Here is an 18151-nt window from a genome sequence, read left to right on the forward strand (position 1 = left end):
ACGCCGAAATGCCCCTTCTGCCTACTGTCAGAATTCACAGTTCGAACCTCAAAAACCGCGCCACCCGACGAGTGGCGCGTTGCGATCCGAGTTAAAAACCCTCCAGCTCCGCCATCAAATCACTCAACCGATCCACCTTCTCGGCGCTGATCTCATTCGCCGCAAGCCCGTCGATATACCCCGCCAACTCCTCCACCGTGCCGCACTCGAACATCGCCCGCAACGGCACATCCCGCTGCAACGTCTTCTGCACCCGTGAAGCAATCTGCGTAGCCAGCAACGAATGCCCGCCCAGCTCAAAGAAGTTGTCCTGCACACCCACCCGCTCCACTTTCAGCACCTCGGCCCAGATCCCGGCCAACGTGTGCTCCAGCTCATTGCGCGGCGCCAGATAATCCTGGCTGTGCAACTGCCCAATCTCCAGCGCCGGCAAGGCCTTGCGGTCCAGCTTGCCGTTGGCGTTCAGCGGCAACCGGTCCAGCCACAACCAATGCAACGGCACCATGTACTCCGGCAGCTCGGCCCGCAGGCGTTGCTTGATGCGATCAAGGCGCTCGCCGGGATTGAGCTGCGCATCCGCCGCCACCAGGTAACCCACCAGGTGCTTGCCGTTGACGCCCTCTTGCACACCTACCGCCGCATCCCGCACTTGCGGTTGCTCATGCAGGCGCGCTTCGATTTCACCCAGCTCGATCCGATAACCGCGAATCTTCACCTGATGGTCGATGCGCCCGACATATTCCAACACCCCATCACTGCGACGGCGGGCCAAATCCCCTGTTCGATACAACCGGTCCGCACCAAATGGATTCGGCACAAACGCTTGCGCCGTGCGCAGCGGGTCGCTGACATAACCACGACCCACACCAGTCCCGGCCACGCACAACTCGCCGACCGCACCTTGAGGCACCAACTCCAACGCACCATCCAGCAGGTACAACCGGTTGTTGTCGGTCGGCGTGCCAATCGGCAGGTAGGTACTACGGGTCGACGCCAGGTCGACACGGAAGAACGCCACGTCATCCGAACACTCCGCCGGGCCATACGCGTTAACCAGGCCAATTTCCGGATAACGCAGCAACCACTGATGCGCCAACTCCGGCGGCATCGCCTCGCCGGTCGGCAGCATCCAGCGCAAGCCATCCAGGCTCATGCGGTCCTGGGCGAGCATGCCCTGAATCAGCGACGGAACGCTTTCCAACACAGTAATACCCTGGGCCTGGACGTGCGCCAGCAAGCCTTGCGGATCATGGGCAATGGCGTTCGGCACAATGTCCACCCGCGCCCCGAACAGCGGCGCCGCGAGGAACTGCCACACCGAGATATCAAAACTCTGCGAGGCGGTCTGGGCGATCACATCGTCCTGGCTCAGGTTCAGGTACGGCACCTTGCTCAATTGGTTATTGAGCATGCCGCGCTGTTCGACCATCACGCCTTTGGGCAGGCCGGTGGAACCCGAGGTGTAGATCACATAGGCGAGGTTGTCCGGCGCGCTGTAGACCCCGAGGTTTTCCTCTGAGCCGACCAGTTCCTCCCACACCAGTAACTTCGGCCGCGAGCCACAGGCGAACTCTTCCAGCAACAGATCCGCCTGTTCCCGACAAGCCTCGGTGCACACCAGCAACGGCGTACGGCTGAGGTCGATGATCCGGCTCAGGCGCTGGCTCGGCAGCCCCGGATCCAGCGGCAAGTAACCCGCACCGGCCTTGAAGCTGCCGATGATCATGCCCAGCAAATCCAGATTACGCTCGGCCAGCAAGGCCACCGGCTGATCCAGCCCGACACCCGCCGCAATCAGCGCCTGCCCCAGGCGGTTGCTGCGCCGGTTCAGTTCGGCATAGCTCCATTGCTGATCCAGGCAACTGGCGGCAACCCGTTGTGGATGCTGTGCCACCTGCGTTTCGAACAGCTCGACGTAACTGCGCCCCAGCGGATACGCATGCTCGCTCTGGTTGCAGCCGTCCACCAGGAATTCACGCTCCTGCTCGCCAATCAGCGGCAAGTCGGCCATGTCGCCATGGAAGCCCTGCACCAGCGCCAGCAGCAAACGCTTGAACTCACCGAGCATGCCCTGCACCGTGGTTTCATCGAAATAACGTTGGTCGTAGGACAGGTGCAAGCCCAGGTCATCCCCCGGATAACACACGGCCGTCAGCGGGAAGTTGGTGTGGGTCCGCCCGGAATCCGAGGTGGCGTTCAGGCTCTGCGCACGGTCCAGCACCGAGACTTCCACCGGGGCGTTTTCGAACACGAACAGGCTGTCGAACAGCGGCTGGCCCTTGGGCAGTTCGCTGTGTTCCTGGATCGTCACCAGCGGCAGGTACTCGTACTCACGCAGTTGCATATTGCTGTCGAGCAGGCCGCTCAACCATTGGCGCACGCTGCACGGTTGATCGTCTTCGGGCTGCTTCACCCGCAACGCGATACTGTTGATAAACAGCCCGACCGTGCGCTGCATCTCGGGCATTTCTACCGGGCGCCCGGCCACGGTGACGCCGAACAGCACGTCGCGCTCACCACTCACGCGCCGCAGCACCAGGGCCCACGCCGCCTGGGCGAAGGTGTTCACCGTCAATTGATGAGCCTGGGCCAGCTCGCGCAATTGCGCGCCGTCGCGCACATCGAGGCGGGTGTAGCAGTCGCCTACCACCATGCCGCCGCTGTGGCCGGCATGTTCGCGCAGGAACGGCCGGTCGCTCGGGATCGGCGTGGTGCGCTCGAACCCTTGCAGGTTCTGCTGCCACCACTGGCGCGCCTCAGCGAGATTCTGGCGTTGCAGCCAGGCGATATAGTCGCGGTAGCGCGGTGGTGTCGACAGTTGCGCCTCGCGGCCTTCGCCCAGGGCCATGTAGATGTCGAAGAAGTCGTTCATCAGCAGCGAGCGGCACCACGCATCGATCAAGATGTGGTGGTTGCTCATCATGAACCAGTAACGCGCCTCGCCCACGCGGATCAACCGCAGGTGGAACGGCGCCTGGTTGAGCAGATCGAAGCCGGCTTCACGCTCGCTTTTCAGCAGCGCTTGCAGACGCGGTTCCTGCTCGCTTTCCGGCTCCTGGCTCCAGTCGAGGTACTCGATCGGCGTGCTGCCAGGCTTGTGGATAACCTGCAACATGTCTTCGCCGACGTTCCAGCAGAACGAGGCGCGCAAGGCTTCATGACGGGCGATCACCGCCTGCCAGGCCTGGGCGAACCGCTCCGCGTCCAGGGCGCTGTTGATGCGGTAGCGGTCCTGCATGTAGTAGAGGCCCGTGCCCGGTTCCAGCAGGGTGTGCAGCAGCAAGCCTTCCTGCATCGGGGTCAATGGGTACACGTCTTCGATGGCATTGGCCGGCACCGGCAGCGCGTCCAGTTGCCCTTGCGTGAGGTGCGCCAGCGGGAAGTCCGACGGCGTGAGGCCACCCGCGCCTGGCTTGAGGCAATGCTCGATCAGGCTTTGCAGTTCCGCCAGGTATGCGTCTGCCAGTTCCGCGATGGTGTGGCTGTGGTGACGCTCGCGGCTGAAGGTCCAGCGCAGCACCAGTTCACCGCCATACACCTGGCTGTCGACACTCAGTTCGTTGGGCAACGGTGCGTCCGGGTCATGGGCGATCCCGGCGAATTCGTCCAGCGGGTGGAACAGCGCGTCGGCGCCAAAACTCTGGTCGAACTGGCCGAGGTAGTTGAAGGTGATACTGGCCGTCGGCAACGCGGCCATGGTCTGGCGGCACAAGCCGTCGGCCAGGTAGCGCAGCACGCCATAACCCAATCCTTTGTGGGGCACGCCGCGCAGTTGCTCCTTGATCGCCTTGATCGAGGCACCCTGCCCGGCGGCTTCTTCGATGTGCGGCGGGGTCAGGCGCAACGGGTAGGCGCTGGTGAACCAGCCCACGCTGCGGGTCAGGTCGATCTCGTCGAATAGCGGTTCGCGGCCGTGGCCTTCCAGCTGGATCAATGCGGATTCATGGCCACTCCAACGGCACAGCACACGGGCCAGGGCCGTCAGCAGCAAATCGTTGACCTGGGTGCGGTAGGCGCTCGGCGCCTGCTGCAACAACTGGCGGGTGCGCTCGGCATCCAGGCGCACGCTGACGGTATCGGCGTCGCGATTGCGCAGCGAACCTTGCGGGCGGTCCACTGGCAACTCGACGGCGGGTCCGGCCAACTGCTGCTGCCACACGTCGAGTTCTTCACGCAGGGACTCGCTGCCGGCATACGCCTGCAAGCGCGCCGCCCAGTCGCGCAAGGCGCTGGTCTTGGCCGGCAGGTTGACCGGCTGGCCGTCGCTCAATTGACGGTACACGGTCTGCAAATCTTCCAGCAATACCCGCCAGGAAACCCCGTCCACCACCAGGTGATGGACTGCGATCAGCAGCCGGCGCTGGCCTTGCGGGCCGTCTACCAGCAGGGCACGCAACAGCGGGCCATGGGCAAGGTTGAGGCTGCGCTGGGTGTCGGTGAACAGCGCGCTGCACTGCGCCATGTCCGCCACCTGGGCTTGCAACAGCAGGCCGCCTTTCGGCACCGCCAGGTGTTCGGCGTGCCATTGGGCGTCGCGCTGGGTAAAGCTCAGGCGCAGGGCGTCGTGATGTTCCAGCACCGCCAGCAACGCTTGTTCCAGGCGATGGGGTTCCAGGGCCTGAACCGGCTCCAGCAGCAATGCCTGGTTCCAGTGTTGGCGCTCCGGGATGTCGGTGTCGAAGAACCAGTGCTGGATCGGTGTCAGCCCGGACGCGCCGCTCAACACGCCCTGTTCGGCGATCACCTGCTCGGTGCGGGTCGCCACGGCAGCCAGGGTTTGCACCGTCTGGTGCTGGAAAAGGTCACGCGGGCTGAAATGAATCCCCGCCTGCCGCGCCCGGCTGACCACCTGGATCGACAGGATCGAGTCGCCGCCCAGCTCGAAAAAGTTATCGTCGAGGCCAACCTGTTGCACGTTCAGCACCGCACACCAGATGGCTGCCAGGGTTTGCTCCAGCTCGTTGCGCGGGGCCACGTACTGCTGACGATTCGCCTCGGGGTCCGGTTGCGGCAAGGCGCGGCGGTCAAGTTTTCCGTTGGCGGTCAGCGGCATGCTGTCGAGGACGATCAGGTGCGCAGGCACCATGTAGTCCGGCAGTTGCGCTTTCAGATGCGCCTTGAGGGATTCACGCAACGCGCCCTGCTCGTGGTCGCTGACCAGATAGGCCACCAACTGTTTGCCGCTCGGTGAGTCCAGCGCCAACACCACCGCTTCCCGCACCGCTGCGTGTTCCAGCAGGCAGGTTTCGATTTCCCCCAGCTCGATGCGGAAACCGCGAATCTTCACCTGGTGATCGATGCGACCGAGGTATTCCACCAGGCCATCGGCACGCTGGCGCACCAGGTCGCCGGTGCGATACAAGCGACCGCCGTTCGTGGCAAACGGGTCGGCGACAAACCGCTCCGCGGTCATGCCCGGACGCTGGTGATAACCCTGGGCCAGGCCGGCACCGCCGATGTACAGCTCGCCAGTCGCGCCTTGCGGCACCAGGACCAGGTCCGCGTCAAGAATGTAGGCCACACGCGCGCCGATGATGCTGCCGATCGGCACGCTGCCGGCGCCCTCTTCCAGTGTGTCCGGGGCCAGGCTGGCCAGCGGCATCACCACCGTTTCAGTCGGGCCATAGGCGTTGAAAAACAGCGCCGGCTTGAACGCGGCGCGAATGCGCTGCAAGTGTTCGCCGGTCAGGGCTTCACCGCCGGTGATGCACATGCGCACCGCCAACGTCTGGTTTTGCGTGGCCAGCCATTGCGCCAACTGGCTACCGTAGCTTGGTGTGAAGCCAAGGATATTGATGCGGTGCTGACGAATCAGCCCGCAGATTTCTTCCGCATCCCATTGGCCCTGGGCACGCAACACCACCTGGGCGCCGGTGAGCAGCGGCACCAGCAAACGCTCGGTGGCGGCGTCGAAATTGATGGAATAGAAGTGCAGCTCGCAGTCATCCGGGCGCATGCCGAAGCGTTCGATCACCGCCTTGCAATGCATGGCGATCTCACCGTGGGACACCACCACGCCCTTGGGCTTGCCGGTGGAACCCGAGGTGTAGATCAAGTACGCCTGGTGCTGTGGCAGGCTGATAAAAGGCAACTCGCCGGCTGGGTACTCGGCCAGGGTCGGCAGGTCATCTTCCAGGCACCAGCGGCCGACACTGGCGGGCAGCTCGCCCAGCGCGTCGAACATCGCCGCATCGCTGAGCAACAGGCCGATGCCGCTGTCTTCAATCATGTAGTGCAGGCGGTCCTGCGGGTATTCCGGGTCCAGCGGCACATAGGCACCGCCGGCCTTGAGGATCGCCAGCAGGCCAACGACCATTTCCAGCGAACGTGGCAGCGCCAGGCCAACCCGCACCTGCGGGCCCACGCCGCGCTCACGCAGCATCCAGGCCAGGCGATTGGCACGGCCGTCGAGTTCGCTGTAGCTCAGGGTCTGCCCGGCAAAGGTCAACGCTGGTGCATCGGGGCGGGCCAGGGCTTGCTCGCTGAACAGGTGATGAATGCACTGGTCGAGACGGTGCTCGCCGGCTTCAATGCCCAGGCTGTGTTGCAGGGCGCGCTGTTCGCCAGCCTCCAGCAACGGCAACTCGCTCAGGCGCTGTTGCGGATCGGCGAGCAAGGCTTCCAGCAGGTTTTTCCAGTGCGCAGCCATGCGGGCAATGCGCGGCTCGTCAAACAGGTCGGTGCTGTAGGTCAGGCAGCAACCCAGGCGATGGTCGAGGTCGGTGACTTCCAGGTTGAGGTCGAACTTGGTGGCGCGTGCATCGTTGGCCAGGTACTCGACGGTCATCCCGGCCAGCGTGCGGCTCTGCTGGAATTCCCAGCGCTGCACGTTGCACATCACCTGGAACAATGGGTTGTACGCCGCACTGCGTGGTGGTTGCAGGGCTTCCACCAGATGGTCGAACGGCAGGTCCTGATGGGACTGGCCTTCGATCACAGTGTGGCGAACCTGGTCGAACAATTCACCGACGCTCATCTGCCCGTTGAGCTGGCAACGCAGCACCTGGGTGTTGAGGAACGCGCCGATCAGCCCTTCACTTTCCGGGCGAATGCGGTTGGCCACCGGCGCGCCGATGCGCAGGTCGGTCTGGCCGCTGTAGCGGTAGAGCAATACCGCGAGGGTGGCGGTCATGGTCATGAACAGGGTCAGGCCGCGCTCGGCGTTGAAGGCACGCACGCGGGCAGCAAGGTCGTCGCTCAAATCAAAACGGTACAGCTCGCCCTGGTGACTTTGCACCGGCGGCCGCGGACGGTCGCCCGGCAGTTCCAGCAGCGGGTGTTCGGTGCCCAGCTGCGCGGTCCAGTAATCCAGTTGGCGCTGGCGTTCGCCGGACTCCAGCCACTGGCGCTGCCATACGCTGTAGTCGAGGTATTGCACCGGCAGCGGCGCCAGTGGCGATTCTCGGTCGTCGATGAACGCTTCGTACAGCGCGCTGAGTTCACGGGCAAAGATGTCCATGGCCCAGCCTTCGGTGACGATATGGTGCAGGGTCAGCACCAGGTAATGCTCCTGTTCGCCGGCCTTGACCAGGCAGGCTCGCAGCAGTGGGCCGGTCTCCAGGTCAAACGGTGTGTGGGCCTCATGGTCGGCCAGTTGCTGCACACGCAACTGGCGCTCGGCTTCATTGAGCGCCGAGTAATCCTGCCACTCCATACGCACGCCGGTTTGCGCCGCAACCTTCTGCTGCGCCACGCCGTTGATGCTCGGGAAGGTGGTGCGCAGGGTTTCGTGGCGCATGATCAAGGCCTGCAATGCCGCCTCGAAACGCCCCACGTCCAACACCCCGCGCAGTCGCGCCATGCCGCCGACGTTATACGCCGGGCTGTCCGGCTCCATCTGCCAGAGGAACCACATGCGCTGCTGGGAATAGGACAGCGGCACCGGCTGGCTGCGGTCGACCTTGCCGATGGCCAGTTGTTGGTTGCGTTGGCCCATGGCCTGGGCCAGGCGGACCTGCTCGGCGAAAGCACCCAATTCGCTGGTGTCGAACAGCGTGCGCAACGCCAGCTCGACGTCGCAGGCCTGGCGGGTGCGGGAAATGATTTGGGTGGCCAGCAGCGAATGGCCGCCAAGGGCGAAGAAGTCGTCGCGCAGGCCAATGCGTGGCAGAACCAGGACTTCGCGCCAGATCGCGGCGATTTGCTGCTCCAGCGCTGTTTCAGGTTCGACGTGTTCACGCACCAGCCACACCGGCTCCGGCAAGGCGCGACGGTCGAGTTTGCCGCTGGGGCTCAGGGGCATTGCGTCCAGGCGCATCAGTTGCGCCGGGACCATGTACTCCGGCAACTCGGCGGCCAGGGCGGTTTTTACCTCCTGTTCGTTCAGCGGTTGGTTGGCGGTGTAGTAACCGATCAACTGCGCACCGGCAGCGGTTTCGCGCACCAGCACCACCGCTTGGGCGATGCCATCGAGGGCCAATAGACGGGCTTCGATTTCTTCCGGCTCGACGCGAAAGCCCCGCAGTTTTACCTGCTGATCCAGGCGCCCGAGGTATTCCAGCACACCGTCGGCGCCCCAGCGCACCCGATCACCCGTGCGATACAGGCGTGTGCCCGCCTCGCCCAACGGGTCGGCGACAAACCGTTCGGCAGTCAGCCCGGCGCGGCCAAGGTAACCACGCGCCAAACCGATACCGCCGATGCACAATTCCCCCGGCACACCCGCCGGCAGCAGATTGAACTGATCGTCCAGCACCCGGCAAACCACATTGCCCAATGGTCGGCCAATCGGCGAACGCTCGCCGTCTTGCGCCTGGCAACGCCAGTGCGTCACGTTGATCGCGGTTTCGGTCGGGCCATAACGGTTGTGCAATTGCACCGTCGGCAACTGCGCCAGCACCCGGTTGCGCAACTCGGCCGGCAGCGCCTCACCGCCGCAGAACAGACGACGCAGGCTGGTGCATTCGGCGGCCAAAGGTTCATCGACAAACAGGCGCAACAGCGGCGGCACAAAGTGCAGCGTGGTCACGCCATGTTCCTGCACCAGTTGGGCAATACGATGCGGATCGCGATGCTCACCCGGGCCCGCCAATACAAGACGGCAACCGGTGATCAACGGCCAGAAGCACTCCCACACCGACACGTCAAAACTGATAGGTGCCTTTTGCATCAGTACGTCGGTTTCATCCAGCGTGTAGGTGGCTTGCATCCACTGCAAACGCTCGGCCAACGCGGCATGGGTGTTGCCCACGCCCTTGGGTTGGCCGGTGGTGCCGGAGGTGTAGATCACGTAGGCGAGGTTGTCGCCGTTCAGGTGCAGGCCCGGCGCGTGAGTCGGCCAGCTGTCGAGCTTGAGGCTGTCCATGGCGATAACGCACACGCCTTGCGCCGTGGGCAATTGTTCCAGCAGCGAGGTCTGGGTCAGCAGCAGTTGCACGCCACTGTCCTTGAGCATGTAGGCCAGGCGTTCGGCCGGGTAATCCGGGTCCAGCGGCACGTAGGCGCCGCCGGCCTTGATGATCGCGAGCAGGCCGATCAGCAGTTGCGGCGAACGCTCGGCGGCGATCGCTACGCACACGTCCGGGCCGACGCCCTTGTCCCGCAGGTAATGGGCCAGGCGATTGGCCTGGGTGTGCAGTTGGGCGAAGGTTAGGCTAGCGTCCTGCCACACCAGTGCGGTGCGGTCCGAGACCTGTTGGTTGAGTTGCTCCGGCAGCCAGTGCTGCGCCGGTGTGCACGGCGCTGCGCTCCACTGACCTTGTTGGATGCGTTCGTCGGCGTGCAGCAGTTGCACGTCGCCGATGGCCTGCTGCGGTTGTTCGCAGACGGCTTGCAGCAGGTTGATGAAATGCTCGGCCAGCCGCTCCACCGTTACAGTTTCGAACAGTTCGTCGGCGTAGTCGAACGACAGGCTCAAGCGGCCGTTGCGGTCTTCTTCGCTGTGCAGTTGCAGGTCGAACTTGGCTTCGCGACTGTGCCACGCCAGCTCGTCGGCGAGCAGGCCCGGCAGGCGGCGCAACGCGCCGAGGTCACGTTGCTGGTGGTTGAACATCACCTGGAACAAGCCTTGCTCGCGGGCTTGGGGGAAGGCTTCCAGGAGTTGCTCGAACGGCAAGTCTTGATGGGCCTGGGCGCCCAGCGCCGCAGTTCGCGTTGCCGCGAGCAAATCGGCGAATGGCAGGTGTGCATCCAGTTCGGCGCGCAATACGAGGGTGTTGATAAAGAAGCCGATCAGGCCTTGGGTTTCCTGGCGCGCACGGTTGGCGTTGGGCACGCCGATGCGTATATCGCGCTGGCCGCTGTAGCGATAGAGCAGGCTCTGGAACGCCGCCAGCAACAGCATGAACGGCGTGGCTTCGTGAGTTTGGGCGGTCTTGCGAATGGCCTCGCTGAGGCTCGCGCTGACGCGCACGCTATAGCGTGAAGCACTGCGTACGTGATGCGCCGAACGCGGGTGATCGGTGGCCAGGCTCAGGGTTGGGTGTTCGTCGCCCAGTTGTGCTTTCCAGTAAGCCAGTTGCCGCTGGGCCTCGCCTTCGGCCAGCCACTGGCGCTGCCAACTGCCGTAGTCGGCGTATTGCAGGGCCAGGGCCGGCAGCGCCAGGGTTTGGCCCTGGGACGCGGCGGCGTACAGGCGGGAGAATTCTTCGATCAATACGGTAAGCGACCAGCCGTCCGCGATGATGTGGTGCATCGTCACCAGCAGTTGGTGATCTTCGTCATCCAGGCGTACCAACGTCACCCATAGCAGCGGGCCTTTCTCCAGGTCGAACGGGGTGCGGGCTGCGTCTTCGCGGATCTGGTTCGCGCGGGCTTCACGTTCGGCGGCAGGCAGGTGGCTAAGGTCGATGACTTGCAGCTCGAAATCAGCCTTGGCATCGACCCGCTGGAAAGCTTGGCCATCGCGTTCAAAAAAACGCGTGCGCAGGGCTTCATGCCGCTGGACCAGTTGCTGGAAGCTTGAGCGCACTGCGTCTTCATCCAGCTCACCGCGCAAACGCAGGGCGCCGGGGATGGTGTAGGCGCTGCTGTGCGGGTCGAGTTGCCAGGTGATCCACAGGCGGTTTTGTGCCAGGGATTGCGGCAAGTCTTCCTGGCGCGACAGGGCATGAATCGCGCCTTGGGCAACGCCGCCGTCCTGCTGCAATTGCGCGACGCTGGCGGCGAATGCGGCCAGGGTTGGCGCTTCAAACAACAGGCGCAGGTTCAGCTCCAGGCCAAGAGTTTCCCGCAGGCGGGCGACTACCTGGGTGGCGCTGATGGAGTTGCCGCCCAGCAGGAAAAAGTGATCGTCGGCCGCGACCTGCGCCACCTGCAATTGCTCGCACCAGATCGCGGCAATCCGGCTTTGCAGTTCCGATTCCAGGGCCGCATCGCCGACCTGTGCTTGCGCGCCGGGGAACTGCGCATAACTGTCGAGGCTGCCATCTGCCAGGCGCGTGCGGCAGGCCGAACGCTGCACCTTGCCGCTGGAAGTTTTCGGCAAGCCACCGGGGTTGAGCAACACCACCACGCTCGGGGCTTCCTGGCAGGCTTCGGCCACCGCTTGGCGAATCGCCTTGATCAGCGCTTCGGGCGGCAGGATTTTCTGTACGCTGCGGCTGATTTCAGCGGCAATGCCGATGCCTTCCAGGCCGTTGTCATTCACCGCGAACGCCGCGACCCGGCCCTTGCGCACCACTTCCACTTCACGCTCGATGGCTTGCTCGATGTCTTGGGGATACAGGTTGTGGCCCCGCACGATCAGCAGGTCTTTCAGGCGGCCGGTGATGAACACTTCACCTTCGCGAATAAACCCCAGGTCGCCGGTACGCAGCCAGGTCCGGCCTTGGTGCTGGACGAACGTCTTGGCGGTGGCCTCAGGGTTGCGCCAGTAACCCTGGGCGATGCTCGGGCCGGCGGCCCAGATTTCACCCACGGCATTGTCGGGAAGCGTCGCCAGGGTGGCGGGGTCGGCAATCAGCACCGCGTGTTCAGGCTGGCTGGCGCCGCAACTCATGATCGCAACGCCCTGCCCGGGCTCGGCGCGGTTGGCGGCCAAGGCGTGTTCGTCCAGGCGCAGGGCCGGGATGCCGTTGCCACGGGAGCCGCCGGCAACAAACAACGTGGCCTCGGCCAAGCCATAGGACGCGAAGAAATTGTTCGGGGTAAAACCGCAGGCTGCGAACTTCTCGGCGAAGCGTTCCAGGGTGTCGAGACGGATCGGCTCGGAACCTGAATACGCCACGCGCCACTGGCTCAAATCCAGGCGCTCGAGTGCCGACTCGCTGACCCGCTCGCTGCACAGGCGGTAGGCAAAATCCGGCCCACCACTGATGGTGCCGCCGTATTCGCTGATTGCTTCCAGCCAGCGCAATGGCCGGCCAAGGAAGTAGGCCGGCGACATCAGCACGCACGGCACACCGCTGAAGATCGGTTGCAGCAAGCCGCCGATCAAGCCCATGTCGTGGTACAGCGGCAGCCAGCTGACAATCACGTCGTCGGGGTTCAGGTCGATACCAAAACCCCGGCGGATCAGCAACTCGTTGGCCACCAGGTTGCCGTGGGTGACTTGCACACCCTTGGGCAATGCAGTGGAACCGGAGGTGTATTGCAGGAAGGCGATGTCATCGTCCGCCAGGTTCGGCGCCATCCAGTCGGTGGCGATGCCCGCACTTAGCTGGTCAACACACAGTAATGGTGGCGCGGCCTCCAGCTGTGCCAGCGAATCACCGAGGCTGGAAGTGGTCAGCAGCAACCGGGGCTCGGCGTCTGCGATGATCGACAGCAGCCGCTCCTGGTGATGACGGCGGGTGGACTCCGGCGGGTACGCCGGCACCGCGATGACCCCGGCATACAGGCAACCAAAAAACGCCGCGACATAATCCGGCCCGCTGGGAAACAACAGTACCGCGCGGTCGCCCAGGTCGGCGTTGGCCTGCAAGGCGGCGGCGATGGTGCGGGCGCGCAGGTCGAGGTCACGGTAACTGAGGACCACGTTCTGCCCGGCCGTTTCGGCGAGGAAGCGCAACGCCAGTTGATCGGGGGTTTGCTCGGCACGGCGTTGAAGGGACTGGACCAGGGTGCGGGGAAGTTCGAAGGCGTCCATCATGGGGTTCCTGCCTGAAATCGGCTTACGGGGAAATCGGGGAATGTGTGGCCGGGGCTTGTTCAGCCGGTCGCCCGGGCCATCTGCCGTGCTGCGCCATTGCGCCAGCGGGCCAGGTGTTCGTCGGCATAACGCCGCACACAGCGCAGTACAGAACTCTCGTGCTGCACCAGGAAGAAGTGGTGACCGTCGAACATATCGAGGGAAAAACCGCTGGCGGTGTCTTGCTGCCAGTCCAGCAGTTGATCGGCGCGCACCGTGTCCTGCTTGCCGCCGAATACGTGGATCGGCAGGCTCAGTGGCTCACGCTCGCCGTACTCGAAACTGCCGCACAGGAGGAAGTCGGCCCGCAGGATCGGCAGCATCAACTGCATCAGTTCGGCATTGGCCAGCGCGTCTTCGCCGGTGCCCTTGAGTTCGCGCAGGCGGGCGATCAGTTGCTCGTCGTTTTTCTCGATGGCGTATTCACTCACATCGCGACGGGCCGGGCCGGCGGTGCCCGAGGCGAACAGCGCCAATGGTTGCGGTACACCCCGCTCACGCAGGGCATGGGCCAGCTCGAACGCCAGCAGGCCGCCGAGGCTGTGGCCGAACAGCGCGTAGGGGCCATTTAGTTCGGCACTGATCTCATCGGCCAATTGCCCGGCCAATGCCTTGATGTCGCGCTGCAGTGGCTCATCCATGCGCACGCCGCGCCCCGGCAGCTCCAGTGGCCGCACTTGCAACCACTCGGGCAGCACGCGCCGCCAGCGGCTGTAGACCATGGCGCTGGCGCCGGAATAAGGCAGGCAAAACAGGCGTAATCGAGCCGGTGTGTTCATTTCAGACCACTCCCGCTTACACGATAAAAACCCATTTTGTCCTCCTCCAGGCGCTGATCCTTGGCCGGTTTGTTAACTGGCCTTTCATCCTTGAGAACGGATGACACCTGGAAATAATTAGTCAGCGAGACACGGTTCACATCACTGGATAATGCATAAGATTAGTTCGTCTTCTCATTTGACAATCATTATCATTAAGCATAATTTGTTGCCCGATGTGTAGGAGGCCTCAGCAAGGACGCCCTCCCCCAACCTTCTCTTGCAACAAGGTGAATTCCATGACGGAACAAGTATCCACAGGCAGGTGCGACTCACCCCTACTCCAGGCTTTCGTCGATAACCGACTGATCCTGGTCAAGATCGCGGCGCGTATCACCGGCTGCCGATCCCGCGCCGAAGACGTGGTGCAGGACGCCTACTTCCGGTTGCAATCGGCACCGACCATTACGTCGTCGTTCAAGGCGCAGCTGAGTTATTTGTTCCAGATCGTGCGTAACCTGGCGATTGATCACTACCGCAAGCAGGCGCTGGAATTGAAGTATTCCGGCACTGAAGAGGAAGGCTTGAATGTGGTTATTCATGGTGCTTCACCTGAGACTTCGCACATCAATTTTTCGACGTTGGAGAACATCGCTGATGCGCTGACCGAGCTGCCTCAGCGCACGCGTTATGCGTTTGAGATGTACCGGTTGCATGGGGTGCCGCAGAAGGATATTGCCAAGGAGCTGGGGGTTTCGCCGACGCTTGTGAATTTTATGATTCGGGATGCGTTGGTGCATTGTCGCAAGGTGTCCGGGACTCATAGCGACACGTTTGCGCGGCGGGTTTGAGTGTTTTTGCGGTTGGGTGTGTATCCGGTATTTGGGTGATGGCTTAGATGGGTTCCGCCCTTACGGCGGGTCACTTTTGAAAGGAGCCCAAAAGTAACCAAAAGGCTCTTGCCCCACCACTCGGCACCTCGCTTAGGCTCGGTGTGCCCTCACTCCGGCATTACTCCGCGGGCCGCCGCGACGGCCCGTCCCTGGCCCGTCGCGGCTAAACCGGCGTCCTGCCGGTTTACCCGCTCCGTAATACCTGCGTTCGGCCAGCGTGGTTGACGGGGCGCCTAAGATCAAGATCACAAGCAGATCAACAGCACAGCGGCCTACAGGCCGGCTTGAGTGTTTAAAAGCCAGATCAAAAGCTAACGCGGGCACGGTTCAAATGTAGGAGCTGGCTTGCCGGCGATGGCATCGCCGCGGGGTGTCTGAAAAACCGAGTTGCCTGCATCGCCGGCAAGCCAGCTCCTACAGCTTTTGCCCTGGCTTTTAACACTCAGGTCGGCTTTCAGGCCGCCGTGCTCTTGCTGTTGATCTTGACCTGACTGCCCCATTCAGCCCGAGGCCGAACGCAGGGATTGAGGAGCGGGTAAACCGGCAGGACGCCGGTTTAGCCGCGACGGGCCAGGGACGGGCCGTCGCGGCGGCCCGCGGAGCAATTCCGGAGTGAGGGCACACCGAGCCTAAGCGAGGTGCCGACAGGCGGGGCAGAGCGTTTTGGTTACTTTTGCGCTTTTCAAAAGTGACCCGCTGTAAGAGCGGAACCCTAAGTAGCCGTTACCCAAATAACGGATATGTACCCGATCAAACCAACCCACACCGCTCAAAAAACCGCTCCCGCCCCAGGATCATCAACGCCGCCCGCTTATGCGGAAAATCAAACTCCTTCTCACAGTGGAAACACTGATTCTGCATATACCCAATCATCTTCCCGTTATCCGCCCGAGGTTCAGCCACCACACGCTGCGTACGCGGATCATCAAGAAACAGATAATGCACCAACGCCGACAGCCAACTCGCAACCTTATGCGGCCCCCGGTGATGCTCTTCCCCCACCAACATATGCACCCCGCGATCGTAATCCGCCGCATCATAGAACGGCGCAATCCGATCCTCCTTCGCCCAATACGCCTCGAAATAAGCAAACGGCTCATCATCAAAACAGCCGATCAACGTCAACGCATGCGGGTCCGCTTCCAGCTTGTCCAGATACTCCCGATGCTGCTCCAGGCTGCCACTTTCCTGCCAGAAACTCGCCACACGCGCACTGTTCTGCCAACGATTAAACCGCGCCAGGTCAACATCAATCTCCACCGTTCGCAATGAAACCCACGCCCCCAACCGCGCATCAAACCGTCGATACACCTCACCCCGAGGCTTCGGCGCACGCGAGGGATGACGCTTGCCACCACTGATCATCATCTGCTGCGGATAAGCGCCACTCAGAGACTGCCCCAACCACGGCTGCGGCAATTGCCAAAACAACGTGCGCTCACAATAAAACTGCCCGGCAACTGCGGTCGCCACCAGCAACCCGCTGCGCAAGGCATCTTCCGGCGCATGCTCAAGGCACCAGACCAGCCGCTGGCGCCCAGGCTCCCTGGCAAACAGCCAATAACAGGCCGCCCACACCGCACGCACAGCCGGCACACTGCCCGGCGCCTGCAAATGCACCAGCAACTCGTCACCACGCTCAAGGCGCAAGCGAATCAGCGGCTGGCCCTCAAGGGTAAGACTCAGGCGGCTGTCAGTTTCATCAGCGTCAAGGGCCGGCCCCGCCGGCAAGGGCAAGACAGAAAGGTCATTCAGATTGGACATGGGATGGGCTCACAAATCGTCGACAGTTCAACAAGTGACGTGAGCCAAGCGCAAAAATTTAGACGATCACGGCACCGGCATCACATCGATGCGGTAAGGCTCGAAGATCTTCAGCAACTGGCCATTATCGCGCAGTTGCTTGAGCAACCCCGAAAATGCCGGCCCGCTGATGGGCGCCTTGGGCCGCAACAATGCAAAGTGGTGATACACCTGGTCAATCCGTTCAGACACCAGGAACTGCCCCGCCGTGTCGGCGTTGCGCACCAGGAAATCGCTGAGGTAGGAGCGCGTCACCAAGGCGATGTCGGCACGGCCCCGGGCAACCATCAGCAGGTTGCTGTCATGGGAATAGGTCAAGGTGGCGTTGAAGTGCTCCGCCAGGTACTTGGGGTCGGGGTTGAAGTGGGCGAATGCATAGTGATAACCGCTGAACACCGCCAGGCGTTTGCCGGCCAAATCGGTGAAGTACGACTGGTCGCGGCCAGGCTCACGCTGGGCAACGAAAATCTCGGCGTCTTCCAGGCCCATGTCGACCGCCGTATGAGGAATGTCCTGCCAGCCCCAGTTCGGGTTTTCGAAGATCGCCATATCAACCCGGCCCTGCTCAAAATCACGAAAACGCCGGGGAATCGAGGTGGGCACCAGCACAAACTGGTAATCGGTTTGCAGCGCGTTCAAGGCTTCCACCAGTTGCGGCAGCAAACCGGTGTCGGCGCCCTGCTCCGGGCGCACGGTGTAGGGCGGAAAATGCGCGGCACCAATCCTCACCAGTTGGGCGGCCGAAGCCGGCATCAGCCACAGTGCGCCAAGCGCCAATATTGAGAGTCCTGCAGCCAATCGCCAAGGCGAAAACATCAAGGCACACACCGTCGAAAACTTTGATCCCCTAAACTAGGCGTTTTTGTCTATCGAGACAACTTTCTGCCGCACAATTAATAGCTTGCGCCAAAGGGTCAGTCAGCTTTCAAAACCATCAGTAAGGCTTCGTCGGCCAGTTGCTCCAGGGTCATGCTGCCCTGGGCGCGAAACCAGGTAGTGGTCCAGGACAAGGCGCCGGTCAAAAAACGCCGGGTGACAAACACATCGCCCTTGATGTAACCGGCATTTTTGGCCTCTCCCAGCACCTGCAGCCAGATGTCTTCGTACACATCGCGCAAGGCCAGTACTTGAGCCTGCCCCTCGGCCGACAGCGAACGCCATTCATACACCAGCACCGCCATCGCCTCGCCGCTGCCACCCATGATCGATTGCAATTCGCAACGAATCAGCGCCAACACCCGCTCGCGCACGTTGCTCGCCTCGGCCAGCGAAGCGCGCATCAGGGCGGTGTTGTAGTGGATGGTTTCCTCCATCACCGCCCGCAGGATTTCGTCCTTGCTCTTGAAGTGATGGAAGATACTGCCGGACTGGATCCCTACCGCGCCGGCCAGGTCACGCACGGTGGTGCGCTCAAAACCCTTGTTGCGAAACAGGTGGGCCGCGGTTTGCAGCAGCTTGCCACGGGCACTGTCGGGGTCAGTCAGTTGCCCGGCGTCTACCATGGTGTGCATCACCCGCAGGGCTTTTTGCTCATCCATGCTGCTCTCCTTAACTTCTGGTTACGTCTTGGGCGGCAATTTAGGCCGTGGCAGCCAACCAAGCAAGCGCTTGGGACAAAGTTGTGACCA

The 18151-nt window shown here is 62.7% G+C and carries 6 protein-coding genes; 1 reads left to right on the forward strand and 5 read right to left on the reverse strand.

Going from position 1 to position 18151, the window contains the following annotated elements; genetic code table 11:
* Positions 1-91: 91 nt before the first annotated feature.
* Positions 92-13030 carry a non-ribosomal peptide synthetase gene (locus RGV33_RS23165; RefSeq protein WP_322146311.1) on the reverse strand — a complete coding sequence of 4313 codons (12939 nt, stop codon included), beginning with the start codon at positions 13028-13030 and terminating at the stop codon, positions 92-94.
* 59 nt (positions 13031-13089) lie between these two features.
* Complete coding sequence (locus RGV33_RS23170) at positions 13090-13848, reverse strand: thioesterase II family protein (RefSeq protein ID WP_322146312.1); 759 nt, start codon at positions 13846-13848, stop codon at positions 13090-13092.
* 278 nt (positions 13849-14126) lie between these two features.
* Here RGV33_RS23170 and RGV33_RS23175 point away from each other — a divergent pair, with 278 nt between their 5' ends.
* The gene (locus RGV33_RS23175) at positions 14127-14678 is read left to right on the forward strand and encodes an RNA polymerase factor sigma-70 (protein ID WP_076953019.1); all 552 of its coding nucleotides are present in this window, start codon (positions 14127-14129) and stop codon (positions 14676-14678) included.
* Positions 14679-15470: 792 nt separating this feature from the next.
* On the opposite strand, the gene RGV33_RS23180 is transcribed toward RGV33_RS23175, so the two are convergent.
* From RGV33_RS23180 to RGV33_RS23190, 3 genes are all read right to left on the reverse strand, one after another.
* Positions 15471-16484: a GNAT family N-acetyltransferase gene (locus tag RGV33_RS23180; RefSeq protein WP_322146313.1), complete on the reverse strand. Its 1014-nt coding sequence runs from the start codon at positions 16482-16484 to the stop codon at positions 15471-15473.
* A gap of 66 nt (positions 16485-16550) precedes the next feature.
* A complete protein-coding gene (locus RGV33_RS23185) occupies positions 16551-17339 on the reverse strand; it encodes a transporter substrate-binding domain-containing protein (RefSeq protein ID WP_322146314.1) in 789 nt (262 codons plus the stop codon).
* Positions 17340-17437: 98 nt separating this feature from the next.
* Entirely contained in the window at positions 17438-18061 is a 624-nt protein-coding gene (locus RGV33_RS23190; protein WP_322146315.1) for a TetR/AcrR family transcriptional regulator, read from the reverse strand.
* Positions 18062-18151 lie beyond the last annotated feature (90 nt).

Source organism: Pseudomonas sp. Bout1 (assembly GCF_034314165.1).
Taxonomy (GTDB): Bacteria; Pseudomonadota; Gammaproteobacteria; order Pseudomonadales; family Pseudomonadaceae; genus Aquipseudomonas.